Origin of the sequence: Pseudomonas sp. WAC2 (assembly GCF_030403525.1) — a bacterium.
Classification (GTDB): domain Bacteria; phylum Pseudomonadota; class Gammaproteobacteria; order Pseudomonadales; family Pseudomonadaceae; genus Chryseomonas; species Chryseomonas luteola.
On record NZ_JAUEPD010000003.1, the window covers coordinates 312,526 to 331,660 of the forward strand.

The 19,135-nt window shown below is 56.0% G+C and carries 16 protein-coding genes; 8 read left to right on the forward strand and 8 right to left on the reverse strand.

Going from position 1 to position 19,135, the window contains the following annotated elements; translation table 11 throughout:
- The first annotated feature begins 133 nt into the window (after window positions 1–133).
- Together QWJ10_RS08640 and QWJ10_RS08645 are read left to right on the forward strand one after the other, a co-directional pair.
- Complete coding sequence (locus QWJ10_RS08640; protein ID WP_197872434.1) at window positions 134–616, forward strand: GNAT family N-acetyltransferase; 483 nt, start codon at window positions 134–136, stop codon at window positions 614–616.
- 241 nt (window positions 617–857) lie between these two features.
- The gene (locus tag QWJ10_RS08645; RefSeq protein ID WP_289925551.1) at window positions 858–2,456 is read left to right on the forward strand and encodes a diguanylate cyclase; all 1,599 of its coding nucleotides are present in this window, start codon (window positions 858–860) and stop codon (window positions 2,454–2,456) included.
- Between the two features lie 68 nt (window positions 2,457–2,524).
- Here the strand turns inward: QWJ10_RS08645 and QWJ10_RS08650 are convergent, their stop codons facing one another.
- Window positions 2,525–3,148: a glutathione S-transferase family protein gene (locus QWJ10_RS08650; RefSeq protein ID WP_289925553.1), complete on the reverse strand. Its 624-nt coding sequence runs from the start codon at window positions 3,146–3,148 to the stop codon at window positions 2,525–2,527.
- A gap of 173 nt (window positions 3,149–3,321) precedes the next feature.
- Between QWJ10_RS08650 and QWJ10_RS08655 the strand changes: the two genes are divergently transcribed.
- Window positions 3,322–4,713 carry an aspartate aminotransferase family protein gene (locus tag QWJ10_RS08655; RefSeq protein ID WP_289925555.1) on the forward strand — a complete coding sequence of 464 codons (1,392 nt, stop codon included), beginning with the start codon at window positions 3,322–3,324 and terminating at the stop codon, window positions 4,711–4,713.
- Between the two features lie 22 nt (window positions 4,714–4,735).
- Complete coding sequence (locus tag QWJ10_RS08660; protein WP_289925559.1) at window positions 4,736–6,103, forward strand: glutamine synthetase family protein; 1,368 nt, start codon at window positions 4,736–4,738, stop codon at window positions 6,101–6,103.
- A gap of 435 nt (window positions 6,104–6,538) precedes the next feature.
- Here QWJ10_RS08660 and QWJ10_RS08665 read toward each other — a convergent pair whose 3' ends face one another.
- Both QWJ10_RS08665 and QWJ10_RS08670 read right to left on the reverse strand, forming a co-directional pair.
- The gene (locus QWJ10_RS08665) at window positions 6,539–7,078 is read right to left on the reverse strand and encodes a hypothetical protein (protein ID WP_122041175.1); all 540 of its coding nucleotides are present in this window, start codon (window positions 7,076–7,078) and stop codon (window positions 6,539–6,541) included.
- Window positions 7,079–7,199: 121 nt separating this feature from the next.
- Window positions 7,200–7,958 carry an SDR family oxidoreductase gene (locus tag QWJ10_RS08670; protein WP_289925561.1) on the reverse strand — a complete coding sequence of 253 codons (759 nt, stop codon included), beginning with the start codon at window positions 7,956–7,958 and terminating at the stop codon, window positions 7,200–7,202.
- Window positions 7,959–8,055: 97 nt separating this feature from the next.
- Between QWJ10_RS08670 and QWJ10_RS08675 the strand changes: the two genes are divergently transcribed.
- Window positions 8,056–8,700 (forward strand): HAD family hydrolase, encoded by a 645-nt coding sequence (locus QWJ10_RS08675; RefSeq protein WP_019366526.1) that lies wholly within the window; start codon window positions 8,056–8,058, stop codon window positions 8,698–8,700.
- A 478-nt stretch (window positions 8,701–9,178) separates the two neighbouring features.
- On the opposite strand, the gene QWJ10_RS08680 is transcribed toward QWJ10_RS08675, so the two are convergent.
- From QWJ10_RS08680 to QWJ10_RS08690, 3 genes are all read right to left on the reverse strand, one after another.
- Window positions 9,179–10,099, reverse strand: a complete 921-nt coding sequence (locus tag QWJ10_RS08680) for a choline ABC transporter substrate-binding protein (protein WP_289925563.1) — start codon at window positions 10,097–10,099, stop codon at window positions 9,179–9,181.
- A gap of 68 nt (window positions 10,100–10,167) precedes the next feature.
- On the reverse strand, window positions 10,168–11,679 hold the full coding sequence (gene betC, locus QWJ10_RS08685) for a choline-sulfatase (protein ID WP_019366524.1): 1,512 nt from the start codon (window positions 11,677–11,679) through the stop codon (window positions 10,168–10,170).
- Window positions 11,680–11,833: 154 nt separating this feature from the next.
- Window positions 11,834–13,474, reverse strand: a complete 1,641-nt coding sequence (locus QWJ10_RS08690) for a methyl-accepting chemotaxis protein (RefSeq protein WP_289925567.1) — start codon at window positions 13,472–13,474, stop codon at window positions 11,834–11,836.
- Window positions 13,475–13,642: 168 nt separating this feature from the next.
- Here QWJ10_RS08690 and QWJ10_RS08695 point away from each other — a divergent pair, with 168 nt between their 5' ends.
- Together QWJ10_RS08695 and QWJ10_RS08700 are read left to right on the forward strand one after the other, a co-directional pair.
- Window positions 13,643–14,578, forward strand: coding sequence for a LysR family transcriptional regulator (locus tag QWJ10_RS08695; RefSeq protein ID WP_289925569.1), 936 nt, complete (start codon window positions 13,643–13,645; stop codon window positions 14,576–14,578).
- A gap of 102 nt (window positions 14,579–14,680) precedes the next feature.
- Window positions 14,681–16,306, forward strand: a complete 1,626-nt coding sequence (locus QWJ10_RS08700; RefSeq protein WP_289925570.1) for a methyl-accepting chemotaxis protein — start codon at window positions 14,681–14,683, stop codon at window positions 16,304–16,306.
- A gap of 63 nt (window positions 16,307–16,369) precedes the next feature.
- Here QWJ10_RS08700 and QWJ10_RS08705 read toward each other — a convergent pair whose 3' ends face one another.
- Both QWJ10_RS08705 and QWJ10_RS08710 read right to left on the reverse strand, forming a co-directional pair.
- On the reverse strand, window positions 16,370–16,753 hold the full coding sequence (locus QWJ10_RS08705; RefSeq protein ID WP_239383260.1) for a VOC family protein: 384 nt from the start codon (window positions 16,751–16,753) through the stop codon (window positions 16,370–16,372).
- The gene (locus QWJ10_RS08710) at window positions 16,753–17,922 is read right to left on the reverse strand and encodes a lactonase family protein (RefSeq protein ID WP_289925577.1); all 1,170 of its coding nucleotides are present in this window, start codon (window positions 17,920–17,922) and stop codon (window positions 16,753–16,755) included. The genes QWJ10_RS08705 and QWJ10_RS08710 overlap by 1 nt, the downstream gene beginning before the upstream one ends.
- A 194-nt stretch (window positions 17,923–18,116) precedes the next feature.
- On the opposite strand from QWJ10_RS08710, the gene QWJ10_RS08715 reads away from it, so the two are divergent.
- Complete coding sequence (locus tag QWJ10_RS08715; protein ID WP_019366518.1) at window positions 18,117–19,133, forward strand: NAD(P)-dependent alcohol dehydrogenase; 1,017 nt, start codon at window positions 18,117–18,119, stop codon at window positions 19,131–19,133.
- Window positions 19,134–19,135 lie beyond the last annotated feature (2 nt).

Consider the following 19,135-nt stretch of genomic DNA (forward strand, 5'->3'; position numbering starts at 1 on the left):
CTCGCCTGCTTTCATGCAACCAAGGCGCTGCTATAGATTAGGTACTACGCATGGGATTAAACAGAACGCAAACGTAACGTTTTGCGGTGCGAGCTGGCATTATCAAAGCCAGAACGAACGCAGGAGTACTCTTATGAATATTCGTCCCATTACCGCCGCTGACTTTGATCAGGTTTGGCCGATCATTCAGGCGGTCGTCCAAAGCCAGGAAACCTATGCGCTTGATCCGGCCATGGACCGTGACGCCGCCTGGAAGCTCTGGGTTGAGCTGCCCAAGGCCACCTTTGTCGCTGAGCGAGACGGGCAAATCCTGGGCACCTATTACATCAAACCCAACGCTGCCGGCCCAGGCAGCCACGTATGCAACTGCGGCTACATGACTGCCGAAGCCGCACGTGGGCAGGGCGTTGCCAGTGCCTTGTGCGCCCACTCCCTGGAGATGGGGCGCGAGCTGAGCTTTCTCGCAATGCAGTTCAACTCGGTGGTCTCCACCAATCAGGTGGCGGTCGCCCTGTGGAAAAAGCATGGTTTTGAGATCGTCGGTACGCTGCCCAAGGCCTACCGCCATCGCACCCAGGGGCTGGTGGACTGCTACGTGATGTTCCGCGCGCTGTAACAGTTAGTCTGCCTAAGCGAACCGCCCACGAAACGGTTAACGTCTATTGGCCGTTTCGCTTCATACTAGATAGTTGTGGGCCTCCAGCACTTTTTTGATGGCCTACAGCTTTGCCACTAATGGCCGATAAGTCTCACACTTCCTCCCCTTAACAAGCCGCAGCGCTTCTTGTTGCTCTTGCACATGCACTCCTGAACAAATGCTCATTTTCTCCAGTTTACGTACTCGATTCGCGTTAATTGTGGCGCTTCTCATTATTTCCCTAAGCTGGATCTTTGGCGCGCTCATCGGAACCGCCTCGGTCAACCGCTTGAGGGATCAGATCGGACGCGAACTGGCCGAATCGGCGCTCGACATGGTCGATCATCTCGACCGGGACATGGATGGCCGCGCCCGAGAGCTGACTGTATTGAGCCAGCTCCAGGCACTGCGCGATCCTAGTCACAACAAAGAGGCGAAGCGGCTACTTAATCACCTGCAGGAGCAGTTCCCCAGCATTGCCTGGATTGGGCTCACAGATGCCCAAGGAAACGTCATGGCATCCAATGACGGTATTCTGGAAGGCGCCAGCATCGCTAAGCGTCCGGTTTACTTGAACGCGCTGCAAGAGCCTTTTATAGGAGACGTGCACGAAGCTGTACTGCTGGCCAAACTTTTGCCTAACCCTACTGGTGAGGCAATGAAATTTGTGGATATAAGCCTGCCCATCAAGGACGACAATGGAAAATTGATTGGGGTATTGGCGTCGCATCTCTCCTGGGGCTGGGCTGATGAAGTGAGGCAGTCTTTGCTCAAGCCCATTCAGCAACGCTTACCAGGGCTTGAGTTCATGGTGGTCAGCAAAGACTACACCATCCTCTTAGGCCCGAAGGAGATGATTGGCCAACAGCTGAACTTCAAATGGGACGCTATTGAACAACAGTCTTGGTCGCTTCAACGTTGGCCGGATGGACAGGTTTACCTTACCGGCTTCGCAATGAGTGATGGGCACGGTGACTATCCCGGCCTGGGCTGGACTGTTGTAGCACGCCAACCACTGGACGCTGCATATGCCTCTGCCCATGAATTACAGACAGAAATACTCACAGGGGGCATTGTGCTGGCTGTGATATTTGCCGTCATCGGCTGGCTGCTGGCGGGGTTCATTACCAAACCGCTCAATCAAATCGTAACGGCCGCCAGGCGTTTATCAGCCGGTGAAAACGTTGAGATTCCCGAATTGAAGGGAACTGTCGAAGTACACAGCTTGAGCCAGGCCATCCGCCAACTCGTTCAGAGCCTGAGCCATCAGGGAGACCAACTGGATGCGATGGAAAGCATTGCCTACCAGGACACATTGACTGGTTTAGCCAATAGAGCTGCGCTTGAACGCTATCTACCGCAGGTTCAACAACATATCCAACAGCAGGGCGGTAGCCTTGCTTTGCTATGCCTGGACCTTGATGGGTTCAAGCCCGTCAATGACCGTTTCGGCCATGGTACGGGAGACCTGCTTCTGCAAGGCGTTGCACAACGATTGCTCACATGTTTTCGAGAGAATGATCTAGTTGTACGGCTAGGCGGTGACGAGTTTCTGATGCTTGTACCGTTCGCTATCACCGATACGAAAGAGGTTATCGATGCCATTGCCCTGCGTATCATCCGTTCCCTTGATAACCCTTTCTTCTTGGCCAACGAAAAAATCAAGGTAGGGTGCAGCATAGGCGTAGCCCTGTGGCCACAGGATGCGATGGACATTGAAGAGGCTATAACCTTGGCTGACCAAGCGCTGTACAGCGCCAAGCGCGCCGGTAAAGGCCGGGCTCACTTCCATGAGGCAGCTGCCACCCAAATCACCTAGGACACAGCGCTCATAAAAGCGTCGGCCCTTAAGGCCCCGACTGAGCAGGACCTTTCCTAAGGTCAAGCTCAGGCAGGGGCAGCCTTTGGCAGCTCTACATAACCCTTCAACGCCTGCACACGACGCAGCCATTTCTGAACCGCTACAAAGGGGGCAAGATCAATGCCGCCTTCTGGCGCCATGGCGGTGTATGGGTAGCAGGCGATATCGGCAATCGTCGGGCCGCCGGCCTCCGGCACCAGCCACTCTTCGCCAGTCAGCTGTTTCTCCAGAACCTCTAGTCCAGCCAGACCCAAGGCCTGACAATCCGTCAGGTTGCCGGTACGCGCAAAGACCGACGTGTTGTTAAGGCTGATCGACCGGGCACGGCCCAGTCCATAGCGACCTTCGTTCTGTTCGAAGGCCAGCCACTGCATCACCTTGGCCATGGTCACGGAATCGGTAGGCAGCCACAAACCACGCCCGTACTGACGAGCCAGATACACCAGGATCGATGTGGAGTCCCAGAGCGTCACGCTGTCATCCACCAGAACCGGAATCTGCCCCCGAGGGTTGATGGCTAGAAACTCCGGCTGCCGGTTCTCGCCGGCATTGAGATCGACCTTGACCCGCTGATAGTTCAACTCCAGCACGGACAGTAGCAGACGGATCTTGTAGCAATTACCGGATCGTTCCAGATCGTAGAGAATCAAGGCTGTAACCTCATACAGGAGTCAGGCCGCACGGCAGCAAAAACGTCATCTTACAATGTCCGGGACATGAACACGTTGTAAGGCCCCTCTAATAGAAAACGTTCTCTCGCCAACACCTTGCGTTTTACGCGGTTACTCATAGCATGAGGAGACGTCCAAGCGAGGTGATCTGCATGACCGCCAGTGGCATCCACCCATCTGCTGTAGAAACCTTTACCGCTCAAGAGCGCGAGCGTTTTCTCGCCAACAATCCGAACTCCGTGGCGCTGGCCGAGCGCGCCCGAAAGTCGCTTTATGGAGGCGTTCCCATGCACTGGATGGCCGACTGGTCCACGCCGGTGCCCCTATTCGTCGAGCGGGCCAAGGGCGCACGCTTCTACGACGTGGACGGCCATGAATACATCGACTTCTGCCTGGGCGATACCGGTACCATGTTTGGTCACTCGCCGGCCCCCATCGCCAAGGCATTGACCGAACAGGCGTCCAACGGTCTTACCACCATGCTGCCGGGCGAGGATGCGGTCGTGTGCGGCGAGTTGCTGGCCGAACGCTTCGGCTTGCCGTATTGGCAGGTCACCGCCACAGCAACCGATGCCAATCGCTACGTGCTGCGCTGGGCGCGTGCCGTAACCGGGCGCAAGACGCTTCTGGTATTCGATGGCTGCTACCATGGCACGGTGGACGATGTGATGGTGCGCCACCGCAACGGTCGGACGGTGCCTCGTTCCGGCCTGATTGGCCAAGCGTATGACCTGACCGAATACAGCCGCGCTATTCCCTTCAACGATGTGGCAGCCTTGGAGGCGGCCTTGGCCGAAGGGGATGTCTGCGCACTGCTTTGCGAGCCCGCCATGACCAATATTGGCATGGTCCTGCCGGAAACAGGCTTTCTACAAAAGTGTCGGCAGCTGACCCGCCAGTATGGCGCGCTGTTGATCATCGACGAGACCCATACCATCTCTACCGATATTGGCGGCTGCACCCGCCTGTGGAACCTTGAGCCAGACTTTTTTGTGATGGGCAAACCCATCGCTGGCGGCGTACCCTGCGGCGTGTTTGGTTGCAGTGCGGAAATGGCCGAACGCATGCACACAGCGCGCGAACAGGCGCAGGCGCATAGCCACGGACACGGCCACAGCGGCATGGGCACCACACTTTCCGCCAACGCCCTGGCCATGCACTGCATGCGCGCCAACCTGGAACAGGTGATGACACCCGCTGCCTATGCCCACATGCTGCCGCTAGCCAAGCGCCTCGCTGATGGCTTCCGCCGGTTGATCGCCGGACATGACTTGAAGTGGTCTGTGACCGAGCTGGGCGCACGGTGCGAGTTTCAGTTCTGCCCAGTCCCGCCCAAGACGGGTGCCGAAGCCGAGGCAGCCTTTCATGATGAATTACAGATGGCGCTGCACCTGTATCTGATCAATCGCGGCATCCTGATCACGCCGTTTCACAACATGACGTTGTGCTGCCCCGACTCCACCGAGGCAGACGTAGATCGTCTCATCGCCACGCTGGATAATGCATTGACCGATCTGCTGGCCCTGCCCAACGCCCGCGAATAACCCAACAACAAGAGCCCTGATCATGACCTTTGCCGATCCCCAGGAAGCCCGCGATTTTCTTGCCCAGCACCCTGACGTGCGTAGCATCGAGCTGATATTGATCGACGCCAACGGTGTCCCACGCGGCAAGCTCCTGCATCGCGACGAACTGCTGGCCATTTATGAAAATGGTCGCCCGCTGCCCAGCTCTATCCTGGCGCTAACCATCCAGGGGGAGGACGTTGACGAGACAGGGCTCGTCTGGGACGTGGCGGATGCCGACTGTTGGACATACCCACTGCCCGGCAGCCTGACGCTGCAACCCTGGCGCACCGTACCCACCGGGCAGGTGCAGGTCAGCATGCACCCGGAGAAGGGCCTACCTGCCACCCCGGCGGACCCTCGGCATGTGCTGGTGCGCGCCGTGGATCGACTCCAGGCGGACGGTTATCACCCGGTCATGGCGGTGGAGCTTGAGTTCTATCTGTTGGACAAGCAGCGCGACGCCCAGGGCCGCCCGCAGCCTGCCGTGCAAATGAATGGCATCCGCCCACAGGCCCCGCAGGTATACGGAGTGTATGAGCTGGAGCAGCTGCAGCCATTCCTGGATGACCTGTACGCCGCCTGCCAGGTACAAGGGCTGCCGGTACGCACAGCCATTTCCGAATACGCTCCATCCCAGATTGAACTGACCCTGGAGCACCGCTTCGATGCGCTGCAGGCGGTGGACGAGGGCGTGCGTTACAAGCGGCTGGTCCGTGGCGTAGCCAACCGGCACGGCTTGCAGGCCTGCTTTATGGCCAAGCCCTTTGGTGATCTGGCGGGCAGCGGTTTGCATATGCACGTCAGTCTTGCCGACACCAACGGCAACAACCTCATGGCCAGCGAAGACCCATACGGTACGCCGTTACTGCGCCATAGCATTGGCGGCATGATGACCACGCTGAATGACGCCTTGGCGATCTTCTGCCCCAACGCCAACTCGTTCCGTCGTTTCCAGGCCAACAGCTACGCCCCGCTGGCCAAGAGCTGGGGTGTAAACAACCGCACCGTGTCTTTGCGTGTTCCTGGCGGCCCGGCACACAGCCGCCACATCGAGCACCGCATCTGCGGCGCCGACGCCAACCCGTACCTCGCCGCCGCCGCGATCCTCTCCGGTATGCATAAAGGGATTCGTAAAGAAATCGATCCCGGCGAGCCCATCACCGGCAATGGCTATGAGCAGGTTCGTGAAACCTTACCCACAGACTGGCTCACTGCACTACGCAACCTGGAAGCTTCGCTATGGGCGCGGGAGGCATTGGGTGAGGAATTTCTGAAAGTATTTCTAGCCATCAAATGGGCCGAGTACCGTCAGTTCATGGGTGAAGTGGGGGAGCAGGATTGGCGGTGGTATTTGACGCATGCGTGATGACTTGGGTGAAACAGTGAATAAAGTCATCAGGCTAAAGAGAAGCACAACCTATTTGGAAGCGAGCAGCAGAAATGTGGTGTGGGCGCGGCTGCACTGTGTCTACTTTGAGAGGCTGGATCAGGTAAATTTTTTGAATCTGAGCCGAACTAGTATATACGTCATCCCCCCAATACTCGGTAAAAACTAAGAGGACCAAGCCCAACAGGTTGAGGTAGACCGTAAATAGCTAAGCCGTAGTTTGAAGCGAAAGGCCATAAATCGATTAATTATAAATGACGGAGTAAGCAGCATGGAATGAAGATACTGATATCGCAGGACAATAAAAATTACTATACTTAGTCGACGGCATGGGCAAATTTCTCAACTTCAATATATAATTAGTTAATTTTAAGATCCAAAACTACTTTTTATTGCATCAGTATTTATCTTTAACTACAAATTACTCATTTCCTTTTTAATATTATTAAGCTCATGTATGTGTTCTTTTTTCTTTGCAACACAGCTTTCAAAAAGATCCGCTTTTTCTCTATTTCCAGAAATTTTCTCCAGCACCTTGTCCATCCTATCTATTTCTGAAGAATGATACTGCTGCTTTGCCTGTAAAATATGAATCTGATTCTTGATTTGCTGCTGCCTAAGTTGCTGTAGCATGGTGCTAGAAATTTCTAAGTTTCTATCATTTAACTCTTTTTGATATATAATTTGTTTTAAAAGTGCTTCTGCTTGTTCATTCTGTGCTCTAGTGGAAGCTTTTAACTCTTTACCTTGTAAAAGAACGGCTATAAGCGCAAGAAATATTGCTACTGCTGAAAACAGGCCATTTAAAATACCTAAAGAATCACCATATTCAGCTGTGTTTTTAGGCAGCTTTAAATTTGCCAAAGATAAATCTATATATCCAAGCAGAATCCCACTGAGGCCACACCACATACCAATTAGTATTAACGCAATAAATAATAACCAAAACCTCATGCGGAATTCCTAGATTATTAGTTAAGGAGTTTTATATACATCATTTCTTGAATGCATGCTCCCGCCCAAAAAGACAGCTAGTAAACTCTAAGTAACGAGTTCATAAATTACTGGTTAAGTATTACCCCCGCCCCACATACGGCATCTTTGTCGCCATCACTGTCATGAATTGCACATTCGCCTCCAGCGGCAAACCGGCCATATAACTCACCGCGTCCGCCACGTGCTGCACATCCATGCGTGGCTCGATGGCTTTTTCGCCGTTGGCTTGCAGGATGCCTGTGCTCATGCGCTCGGTCATTTCGGTGGCGGCATTGCCGATGTCGATCTGGCTGCACGCAATGTCATAAGCGCGGCCGTCGAGGGAGAGAGATTTGGTCAGGCCGGTGATGGCATGTTTGGTTGCGGTGTAGGCTACGCTGAAAGGCCGTGGGGCGTGGGCGGAGATGGAGCCATTATTGATGATCCGACCGCCGCGGGGTGTCTGGTAGCGCATGAGGCGGAAGGCGGCGCGGCTGCATAGAAAGACGCCGGTCAGGTTGGTATCGACCGTAGCGCGCCAGGCACTGACGTCCAGCTCATCAATAGGTACGGCCTGGGCACCGATACCCGCATTGTTGAATAGGACGTCGAGCCGGCCATAAGTAGCCTTAATGCGCTCGAATAGGGCGTCTACGCTTTGCTCGTCCGTCACATCGCAGACAACGGCCAGGGCTTCCTGACCTGCAGCCTTGGCTTCTTCCATAAACGCCTGCAATGGCGCTTCGCGGCGAGCAGCGACTACGACGCGATACCCATCATTCAATAGCGCCTGGGCAACGGCCTTGCCGATCCCTTGGGAGGCCCCGGTGACAAGCGCGACTTTACCGGCTGCGTTCATGCGTGAATCCTTCTTCTTATTAGGTAAGGCCTGAGCCTAAACCAGCCCGCGCGGTTAGGGTAGGCTCTGTTATCCACAGCCTTGATGAGAAGACTTTATGCCTTATGCCAATCTCCTGTTCGATCTGGACGGCACACTGACCGATCCCAAGCTCGGCATCACACTGTCCATCCAATATGCACTGGCTCAGATGGGTATCAATGAGCCGGATCCAGACACGCTCACTCATTTTATCGGCCCACCGCTGCACAGCGCCTTCATGGCATCTTATGGATTCGACGATGCCCAGGCCTGGCAGGCCGTGGAGCACTATCGGGTGCGCTTTAAAGAGAAGGGCCTGTATGAAAATACGCCGTACCCAGGCATCCGTGAAACGCTGGCAGCGTTCAAAGAGAAGGGGTACAGCCTGTATGTGGTGACGTCCAAGCCTTGGGTGTTTGCTAATGAAATCGCGCGCCACTTTGAGCTGACGGAGTATTTCAAGGCCATTTATGGCAGCGAGCTGGATGGCACGCGTACGGATAAGGGCGAGCTGATCAAACATGTGCTGGAGACGGAAAAGCTGCAGCCCGAGACCTGCCTGATGATTGGGGACCGCAAACACGACCTCATAGGTGCTCGACGCAATGGTGTAGATGCAGCCGGTGTGAGCTACGGTTATGGAGGCCGTGCAGAGCTGGAAGCGGAAGGGCCGCGGTTTGTGTTTGAGACACTGGAGGCGTTGAAAGAAGCGCTGGCGTGACGAGCAGGATGGGTTGAGCTGCGCGATACCCATCATCAAAACACTCATGCCACTGAATACAGAGAAAAGCAGCAAAATCGCTTCGCTCAACATGCTCCTTAACCGCCGATATTCCCTCCAATGTAGGCCGCGAAATCATGTGTAGCGCTCTCTAAAGCTCGCTACACGACCCAGTGAAGTTACTCATAACCGCCCCACTTCGTTAGCAATAGGTATGACTATTTATCTGGCGATTTCGCACAGCCTTTTAAGTCATACGATGTCTGACGTATGACGTTTCATAAGTTTGTGAAATACAGGAAATAAGGGGGGTGTAGCCGATAAGGGACATTTTTTGTCCGCTGCACACGGTGCGATAAAGGCTATCGCCGTGTTGTGACAGCCTAGTGAATATGGCTATCGATAGGGGCTGGTTCAGCCTGTAGCTGCAGGGAAAACGGGTTAGTGATACATCCCGTTTTCCCTGCGCAATCATGTTCTACAACTTTGCCTTGACCGCGTCCAGACCGTTGCTACCGTCCTTGGTTTTCACACCCTGCAGCCAGGGCTCAATGGCCTGTGGATTAGCCTTGAGCCAGTTCTGTACAGAGTCGGCATAACTGATCTTTTTCTCCACCACATCGTTCATGATGGCGTTTTCCATATCCAGCGTGAACGCAAGGTTGGAGAGTAGCTTGCCTACGTTCGGGCACTGCTCGGCATACCCTTTACGTGTCAATGTATGAACCGTGCCCGCCTCGCCAAAGTACTTCTCACCGCCGGTGAGATACTTCATCTCGTAATTGATGTTCATGGGGTGGGGCGTCCAGCCCAGGAAGACCACCCACTGGTTGCGCTTCACAGAGCGGCCTACCTGCGCCAGCATGGCCTGCTCACTCGATTCCACCAGTTGCCAGCCGCCCAGATCGAACTCGTTACCGTCGATCATCTTCTGGATCGACTGGTTACCTGGGGCACCCGAGCCGATGCCGTAGACTTTCTTGTTGAACTTGCCAGCATGCTTGGCCAGATCGCTAAAGTCTTTCACACCGGCGTCCCAGACATACTTGGGCACGGCCAGGGTGAATTCAGTCCCGTTCAGGTTTTCCCTGAGGTCGGTCACCTGGCCGCTTTTAACGAATTGGTCGTAGTACCCTTGCTGCGCAGGCATCCAGTTGCCCAGGAAGGCGTCGATCTTGCCATCCTTCAAGCCGCCAAACACGATGGGGACGGAAAGCGTGTCGACCGTGCTCTGGTAGCCCAGCGATTCGAGCAGAAAGCCGGCAACGGCGTTGGTAGTGGATATATCGCTCCAACCCGGATCAGCCATACGAACAGTGCCGCAAGCGGCATCTTCAGCGTGAACCTGCGTACCAAACAGGGCGGCACCAACCATCAAGAGCGTGGGTATTGGTTTCATGCGTGCGTCCTTCAGCGTGTGTTATCGGGTCTACAGTGGCCCGTCAGCATCCTTCGAGCAAGGGTTGATTACAGCGGCTGTGGATAACGGGCACGCCGCTCCAGATCATCCAGGTCGATGTGGTTGCGCATGTATTGCTGGCTCGCATCCACGAACGGCTGGTGATCCCATGCTGTACGTACGCCTTTATTCAGCGCCTCGGCGACAAAGCGGCGACGCCGCTGGCTGGCCAGCACATCGGCATGGATATGGGGTATGGACCATCGGGTACGGGCCTCCTGTACAAAGGTATCCAACACGCTCTGGTATTCACTGCTGGTTGCAAGGTTCTCCAGCTCCTGGGGATCATTGGCGAGATCAAACAGAAGCAGCGGGTCCTGCTCGGAGTAGATGAACTTGTAGCGGCCACGCCGAATCATCATCAGCGGGCTATGAGTACCTTCGGCCATGTACTCACCGATGACTTCATCGTGGCCTTCCCGATTCTCCAGGTGCGGCAGCAGTGATTGACCATCCAGGGGCAGGCCGTCCTGCACACAGCCTCCGGCCAGCTCCACGAGGGTCGGCAAGAGGTCCATGGTGGAAACCGACGCACTGACGTGCCGCGCCGCAAACTGTTTGGGGGCGTGGATGAGCAGGGGTACGCGGGCAGACATCTCGAACCAGTGCATCTTGTACCAGAGGCCGCGCTCACCCAGCATGTCGCCATGATCGCCCGAGAAGACAATGATCGTATCCTCTGCAAGTCCGCATTCTTCCAGAGTCTTGAGCAGCTTGCCGATATTGGCATCCACATAACTGCATGCCCCGTAGTAGGCGCGGCGCGCATCCCGAATCTTTTGCTCCGGCAACGGCTTATCCCACAGGTCGATGACCTTGAGCAGGCGCTGGCTGTGAGGGTCCTGCTCATCCTGGGACAACGTCACCTGTGGCAACTCGATGTCCGTTTCCTCATACAGATCCCAGAATTCCTTGGTAATCGTGTAGGGATCATGCGGGTGGGTCATGGAGACAGTCAGGCAGAAGGGCTGGTCATCCCCCCGGCGGACATGGTCGTAGAGGTATTGCCTGGCCTTGAAGACCACTTCCTCATCGAAGTCCAGCTGATTGGTGCGGATGGAAGGCCCGGCCTGCAGCACGGATGACATGTTGTGATACCAGCTTGCACGCACATCCGGCTCGTCCCAGTTCACCGCCCAGCCATAATCGGCAGGGTAGATGTCGCTGGTCAGACGCTCCTCGAAACCGTGGAGCTGGTCCGGTCCGCAGAAATGCATCTTGCCGGAGAGGGCAGTGCGATAGCCCAGGCGGCGTAAGTAATGGGTATAGGTCGGAACGTCCGCAGGAAAGTCAGCGGCGTTGTCGTAGGCCCCGATTCTGGAAGGCAATTGCCCACTCATCAGAACAAAGCGAGAGGGCGCACACAACGGGCTGTTGCAGTATGCCGAATCGAACACCACGGCCTGCTGTGCCAGACGCTCAAGATTGGGAACCTTGATGGGCGAGTCGGCACGGTGGAGCGGCAGCAGCGGCGCAGCCATCTGGTCCGCCATGATGAAAAGGATGTTTGGCTTTTTCACATACCCTCCGACCTGTGTTGATGATTACGTACTCACATCTGCAATCATCATCAGACGAGGGCTCCTGATCGGTAAACCGCATAGGGAGGCATGACTTGGATAAGTACAGCTTATGCCATAAACCGGGCTCCATCCGTGGAGCCGGATCCTGTACTTACAATTTGAACTGAGCAACCAACTCATTAAAGGAACCAGCAAGACGTGACAACTCTTGGCTGGAGGCGCTGGTCTGGTGAGCGCCTGTGGCAGTCTGGGTAGATAGGTCGCGGATATTCAGCAGATTACGGTCTACCTCACGAGCAACCAGTGCTTGCTCTTCCGTTGCACTGGCAATCACCAGATTACGCTCGTTGATGCTAACGATCTTATCGGTGATCCGCTCCAGCGCCTGATCCGCCGACTGCGCCATCTGCTGAGTGTTGCGAGCCAGTGTCTGGCTATTTTCCATAGCGCGAACCGCTTCCTCGGCGCGCGCCTGTACACTAGCAATCATGGTTTCAATCTCACCCGTCGAAGCCTGGGTCCGGTGAGCGAGCGAGCGGACCTCATCTGCAACCACTGCAAAACCACGGCCTTGCTCACCGGCACGGGCGGCTTCAATGGCGGCATTAAGCGCGAGTAGATTGGTTTGTTCCGCTACAGTACGGATGACGTCCACAACCTTGCTGATATCGCGTACCTGCTCGGCCAGGTTTTCAACCGTTCCTGTCGAGACATCAAGCTCATTGACCATGCTGGTGATGGCTGTAGCCGCTTCCTGTACCTGCTGGCGACCCAAACGTGCTTCTTCAGTAGAGCTTTGCGACGCTTCGGATGTAGACACGGCGTTACGGGCTACCTCTTCAACGGCTGAAGTCATTTGATTGACGGCTGTTGCTGCCAGCTGGACTTCGTCATTCTGGCGAACCAGCCCTCTTGAGCTTTCCTCGGTTACAGCGCTCAGCTCTTCAGCAGCGGAAGCCAGTTGATCCGATGCGCTGGCAATCTGTTGGAGCGTACTCTTGAGGCTATCCTGCATATCCACCAAGGCCAGCAACATCTGGCCAGGCTCATCTTGACGAGTTGTTTCAATACGCTGAGTCAGATCACCCGCGGCGATACGCTTGGCACTGGCCACTGCCTCAGCGATAGGACGAGTAATCAGGCGGGTAATAAAGAGGCCTAGCCCAATTGCCAATACAAAGGCCAATGCAACACCACCAAACAGGGTCAGCATTGCGCTGGATTGCAATGCTTTAGATACTTTGGTGCTTTCTTCAACCTGGCGGTTATTAGACGCAAGAATAGTTTTGAGGTCGCCAATCAGTTGCTCGAATTGAGGCTGGATCGTCGAGATCAGTAGTTCCCGGGCATGGCTGATATCACCCTGAGCCAGGTTGTTCAAATATTGGTCAACGCTGACCAAATAAGCAGGCCAGATACGTTCGAAATGATCACCCGCCTGCTTTTCATCCGGTGCCAGGCGTGTGTTCCGGTAGGTGGTAAAGGCATTTTCACCTGCCGCTTGTTCTGCCTTGAGGTTTTGCAGAATTTCAGCTTTTTCAGCTTCCGTCGCACCGCCTACCGTGACAGCCAATAGACGATAAAGGTAGCGGTTTTGAGAGATGACGCTTCCCAACGCTTCGTTGGCCCGGCTCACCGAAACCAGATTATTGGTGGTTAATTCATCCATCATGCCTGCTAGGCGATTGATACCTTGCAGACCTAAAGCTCCTACGCCCAAAGTAATGAAAGCGCACAGAGTAAATGTCAGGGTCAGTTTGTACGCGAGCTTTAACTGCATAAACCAGCTCATGGAATTAGCCTCGATAGGTGCTGCTAGGTGGCAATTTAATATCGCGAGCTTGGAGCTGAAAATTGTGAAACAGTTCGCATAGTTTTTCTTTATGGTTATTGATGATCTTCCCTATCAGAGAGAGCCATAGCCGATTCGCTCCTATGGATCACTGTCAAAGGGATTGCCATGATTAACACCTCGCCCTCCTTGGATACATTAAGAATCTTCAGTGTTGCTGCACGCCTGCTCAGCTTTACGGCCGCAGCCTTGGAATTAGGAACAACCCAGCCAGCGGTCAGCCAGCAGATCAAGCGTCTGGAGCAAGACTTGGGCGTACGGCTTTTTGATCGAATCTACCGCGGCCTTGTTCTGACTGAAGCGGGTAAGTTGCTCCATCACCACGTACAGATGGGAATGGAAAACATCGAAACGGGATTGGCTACGCTAAGGGAGCACCCTGCCCATGAGGTTTTGCAGGTGGCGACTGATTTTGCCTTTGCGTCCTACTGGCTGATGCCTCGTCTGCCGCGCTTTCATGCTGCCCACCCCGAGCTGGATGTCAGCCTGATTACAAGCGACAGGATGATGAATCTGATGCGTGAAGATATCGATGTAGCTTTGACCTTTGGCGATGGTCGCTTCAAACATGGTGAGTCGCTGGCCTTGTTCCGAGAAGAGGTTTTCCCGGTCTGTAGTCCGCGCCTTGTTCAGAGCATGACACTGCCGCTCCCCAAACAGACGCTGGCCAGCCTGCCCATGCTGCATTTGAAGCCGGAGCTGTCGAGCAAATGGTTCGACTGGAAAGGACTCTTCCAGGCGCTGGATATTCAGGCCCCGCCTATTCCGGCGGTGTTGAGCTTTGATAACTACACCCTCGTCATTCAGGCCGCTATCGCTGGCCAGGGCGTTGCGATTGGCTGGCGGTATCTGGTGGACAATCTGGTCGAGCAAGGGCTGCTATGTCGCCCGATCGCCGAGTGCGCCACGTCCGCCTATGGCTATCATGCGCTGATTCCCGAGCGGAAGCGGCGGGGCAGGCTGGTCGAGCAGTTCGTCGGGTGGCTGCATAATGAGATCAACGGTGAAACCCTTGCGCTAGACAGGTTTCGACTCAGTGTATGAAAACTATTCTATTGCGATATGTAAAAAGCCTATCAAGCTAATAGCGCCCGGACCGATAGGACAAGCAAAGGCTTTTTGCCTATTGTTCCTGAGGATGGACTCATGGCGTTACGCACTCTGAAAATCGCCCCCCGCCTGGCCGTAGGCTTTGGCCTTATGGCACTCATCGTTCTAGGGCTCGGCCTGTTTTCAATGAGCCAGATGAGCAATATGCGGGAGCAGTCACGGCAGGTTGATACGCATTGGTTACCGGCTATCAATGCGCTGGGCGAGATCAACATGGACATGATGCGTATCCGTGTCTTTACCTTGCGCCTGTTTACTGCAGATACGGCGCAGCGTCGCCAGGAAGATAGCCAGAAGGCAAACGATATCAAGGCGAGTCTTCGCGATACTCAGGCCCGTTATGAAACGCTCCTGGTACTGGACTCTGAAAAAGAGGCCTACGCTCACTTCAAGCAGTGGCAGGACAAGTATTTTACCGATCAGGCTGAAGTGACACGCTTGGCGCTGGCGGGCGACATGCAATCAGCCTCGGCCATACTCAACAAGAGTCTGAACGAATACGCCAACCAGATGGCTACCCAGCTCAAGAAGCTGGCAGCGCTCAGTGCGGACGAATCCGGCAAGGCCGCCGACAAGGCGGAGGCAGCTTATAACGCCGGCAAGCTGGGCGTCAGCCTTGCCATCGCCCTGGCGTTTGCAATCACCGTATTGCTGGCCTGGGTCATGAGTCGCAGCATCGTACGTCCGCTGGGCCAGGCTGTGAGCAGTGCGCGCGCCGTAGCATCCGGCAACCTGAGCGTGCCGGTTCTGGTAGACGGCAAGGATGAAGTAGGGCAGCTGCTCGAATCCCTCGCCGTCATGCAAGGTAACCTGCGCGATGCGATCGAACAGATCTCCTCGTCCTCCACACAACTGGCCTCTGCGGCAGAGGAGCTGAATCTGGTTACGGAAAGCTCATCCATGAACCTGACCCAGCAGAACCACGAGATCGAGCAGGCTGCAACTGCCGTGACCCAGATGAGCACCGCTGTCGAGGAAGTGGCCCGTAACGCCGTGTCCACCTCCGAATCGTCCAAGCGCTCGGCACAGGCTGCTCACGAAGGCCGCACCAAGGTCGACAACACAGTTACAGCCATTGAGCACATGGCCGGCGAGGTGGACAAGACGTCCACACTGGTCAGCGGACTGGCCGAACAGGCCCACGATATTGGCAAGGTGCTGGATGTAATTCGGGCCATTGCCGAGCAGACCAATCTGCTGGCCCTGAACGCGGCCATCGAGGCAGCACGGGCCGGTGAAGCGGGGCGCGGCTTTGCCGTGGTGGCGGATGAGGTGCGTGCCCTGGCCCACCGCACCCAGGAGTCCACCCGTGAAATCGAACAGATGATCAGCGCTATCCAGGGCGGTACGCAGGAAGCCGTAACATCCATGCAAAGCAGCGCCAGCCAAGCGCAAAACACGTTGGCGATTGCCCAGTCTGCCGGTGCGGCGCTTGAAGAAATCACCCAGCTCATTGCCGAGATCAACGAGCGCAACATCGTGATTGCCAGCGCGTCGGAAGAGCAGGCGCAGGTGTCTCGTGAAGTGGACCGTAACCTCGTCAATATCCGTGACCTGGCCTCCCAGTCCGCAACCGGTGCGGCCCAATGCAATGCTGCCAGTGCGGAACTGTCTCGCCTGGCGGTGGACCTGAACGGACTGGTGAAACGTTTCGAGATCTGACGCCTGTGTAAAACGAAAGGCAGCTCCAAGAGCTGCCTTTTTTATTGGCTGATGGCCTCGTCTTTAGCGCTCGTAGAGCTCAAGGGGCAGGTCGTCCGGATCGCTGAAAAAGGTAAAGCGTTTCTGCGTCAGCTCATCTACCCGAACAGGCTCTACGGCAACGTCATGCTGCTTGAGATGCGCAACGGCAGCGTCCAGATCTTCCACGGCAAAGGACAGATGACGCAGGCCTTGCGCTTCCGGCCGGGAAGGTCGCGGTGGCGCGTCCGGGAAGGAGAACAGCTCAAGCTGGGCGTGATCACCAACAGCCAGATCCAGCTTCCAGGACTGGCGCGCCTCACGAAAGGTTTCGGCTATCACCCTGAGCCCCAGCACCTCGGTGTAAAAACGCTTGGACGTGGGGTAGTCGGAGCAGATCAGCGCCACATGGTGCAAACGGTCGAACATCAGGGCACCGCCACGAACTTCAGGTCGGACGGCATGGCTACGTCGACACTCTGCAGCTCTTCGCCCAGCTTGCCAGTCTGCGGATCACGCGCGAACACCTTCAGCTGGCTGCTGCCCTGGTTGGCCACCAGCATGTAGCGTCCCGTCGGATCAATGCTGAACTCACGGGGCTCGCGGCCGTTCACGGAGCGGCGGTCGACAAAGGTCAGCGTGCCTTCCACCGGATCGACGGCAAACACATCGATGTGGTTGTCATCGCCTCGGTTGGCAGCGTAGAGGAAGCGGCCATCGTTGGACAGATGAATGGCGCCTGCACCTACCTTGCCGCTGAACCCTTCCGGCGCCAGGGTATAAGCCTGAAGCTGTCGTAGCGCACCATTTTCGTGGGCGAACACCATGACCTGTCCAGTTAGCTCAAGGGTCAAGTAGGCGAAACGGCCATCACCGCTAAAGACGATATGGCGCGGGCCGCTGCCTGATGGAACAGGCGTGTAGGGGGTTTCAGCTGGAGACAGCGGACGTTCCTGTCGCGCAGGGTTATAGCGATAGGCAAAAATCTTGTCAGCGCCGAGGTCTGGCGAGAACAGATACTGGCCGTCTGGCGTAAACGTCACCCCATGTACATGGCCGGACGTCTGCCGCTCCGGGTGATTATTACTGGCCTGGAAGAATTCGATCTGGGCAACCGGGCTCAGCACACCGTTGCTTTGCACCGGCAGCGCGGCCAGAGAGCCTTCGGGCTCGACGGAATAGTTGGCGACAAACAGGAACTGTCCGTCAGGGCTGAGCGTCGAGTGGGTTGGATGATCCCCCAGGGTCTTGACCTGGCTGATTTGTTGCAGCCGGCCGCTTTCTGGATCGAAGCGATAAGACGTGGCGCGGCCAATGTCATCGCCCTGGCTGCCACGACCGTTTTCATTGACGACAAATACGGTACGGCCATCGCGCGCCAGTGTCAGGTAAGAAGGATTGTGGGCTTTGACAACGCGCAGCGGTCCGGTGACCTGCCCGGCGCGGCTATCGAATCGGTAGACATAAAGCCCCTGGCTACTGCCGTTGGTGTAGGTCCCTACCAGCAGGTTGTACAGTCCCGGCTCAGCGCTGGCGGTGGTCGCGATGCCGGTCAGTGGCGCGAGCAGGAACAGTGGTAGCAAAGAGGGCAGCTTCATGGCGTTTACTCATTCTGATCAGTGAGGCACGGGCAAAAAAGTTAGCTAACAGACCTGAACCGGTGATATCAGTTCGCTTTGTGACACATTCTGTTGAGCTTCATCGTTTCCATGCGGTCCGACCCAAGTGTAACGGTTTGAACCTTTTTCTGTGGCGGCCCTGAGCCCGCTCATTTCTCAAACAGGAGAGTACGATGCGTTTCTATTGCCTGCCTAAAGCCGAATCCTATGCCGACCTGACCCTGCGCGAGCGTGATACACCCAAGCCGGGACGCGGCCAGGTTCTGGTCAAGATGAAGGCCGCCTCGCTGAACTACCGCGACCTCATGGTCGCAACCGGCCGTTACGCACGTGGCGGTCTGCCCAAGGATCTGGTACCCCTGTCCGACGGTGCAGGGGAAGTAGTGGAGATCGGAGATGACGTTGACCGCGTCAAAGTAGGCGATCGCGTGGCCGGTATCTTCATGCAGACTTGGATTGGCGGCCATCTGGACCCCACCCACGGCGCCTCCGCCCTGGGTGGCGCCATCGACGGGGTGCTGTCCGAATACGTACTGTTCGACCAGAACGGCGTGGTTACACTGCCGGAGCACCTGTCCTATGAGGCTGGCGCTACCTTGCCTTGCGCCGGTGTAACCGCCTGGCATGCACTGTTTGGCAGTGTTCAGCCATTGGTGGCTGGTCAGACCGTGCTGCTGCTGGGTACAGGCGGTGTGTCCATCTTTGGTCTCCAGTTCGCCCGTGCGGCCGGGGCGCGTACCATCATTACCTCATCCAGCGATGAGAAGCTACAAAAGACCAAGGCCTTGGGTGCCCACGAGACCGTGAACTACAAGCAGCATCCAGAGTGGCAGGAGCAGGTGCTAGGCCTGACCGAAGGGATCGGCGTTGACCATGTGGTAGAAGTCGGCGGCGCCGGTACGCTGCCTCGCTCGCTGCGCTCGACTCGTCCGGGCGGCGCCACCCACCTGATCGGTGTGCTGACGGGTGGAGAGATCAACCCGGCAGCGCTGATCCAGCGCTCTGTCGTACTGGAGGGTATCTATGTCGGCTCACGCGAGATGTTCGATGCCATGAACCGTGCCATCGCCCTGCATCGCATCGAGCCGGTGATCGACAAAGTCTTCAGCTTCGACGAGGCCGAAGCGGCGTATCGCTACATGGACGGACAGAGCCATGTGGGCAAAGTCGTCATTCGCTTTGAAGGGTAAGA

Excerpts from the sequence above, each read along its gene's own strand:
- QWJ10_RS08640 (WP_197872434.1), top strand. The coding sequence starts at position 134 with ATGAATATTCGTCCCATTACCGCCGCTGACTTTGATCAGGTTTGGCCG.
- QWJ10_RS08655 (WP_289925555.1), top strand. The coding sequence starts at position 3,322 with ATGACCGCCAGTGGCATCCACCCATCTGCTGTAGAAACCTTTACCGCT.
- QWJ10_RS08660 (WP_289925559.1), top strand. The coding sequence starts at position 4,736 with ATGACCTTTGCCGATCCCCAGGAAGCCCGCGATTTTCTTGCCCAGCAC.
- QWJ10_RS08665 (WP_122041175.1), bottom strand. The coding sequence starts at position 7,078 with ATGAGGTTTTGGTTATTATTTATTGCGTTAATACTAATTGGTATGTGG.
- QWJ10_RS08670 (WP_289925561.1), bottom strand. The coding sequence starts at position 7,958 with ATGAACGCAGCCGGTAAAGTCGCGCTTGTCACCGGGGCCTCCCAAGGG.
- QWJ10_RS08675 (WP_019366526.1), top strand. The coding sequence starts at position 8,056 with ATGCCTTATGCCAATCTCCTGTTCGATCTGGACGGCACACTGACCGAT.
- QWJ10_RS08680 (WP_289925563.1), bottom strand. The coding sequence starts at position 10,099 with ATGAAACCAATACCCACGCTCTTGATGGTTGGTGCCGCCCTGTTTGGT.
- QWJ10_RS08690 (WP_289925567.1), bottom strand. The coding sequence starts at position 13,474 with ATGAGCTGGTTTATGCAGTTAAAGCTCGCGTACAAACTGACCCTGACA.
- QWJ10_RS08695 (WP_289925569.1), top strand. The coding sequence starts at position 13,643 with ATGATTAACACCTCGCCCTCCTTGGATACATTAAGAATCTTCAGTGTT.
- QWJ10_RS08700 (WP_289925570.1), top strand. The coding sequence starts at position 14,681 with ATGGCGTTACGCACTCTGAAAATCGCCCCCCGCCTGGCCGTAGGCTTT.
- QWJ10_RS08705 (WP_239383260.1), bottom strand. The coding sequence starts at position 16,753 with ATGTTCGACCGTTTGCACCATGTGGCGCTGATCTGCTCCGACTACCCC.
- QWJ10_RS08710 (WP_289925577.1), bottom strand. The coding sequence starts at position 17,922 with ATGAAGCTGCCCTCTTTGCTACCACTGTTCCTGCTCGCGCCACTGACC.
- QWJ10_RS08715 (WP_019366518.1), top strand. The coding sequence starts at position 18,117 with ATGCGTTTCTATTGCCTGCCTAAAGCCGAATCCTATGCCGACCTGACC.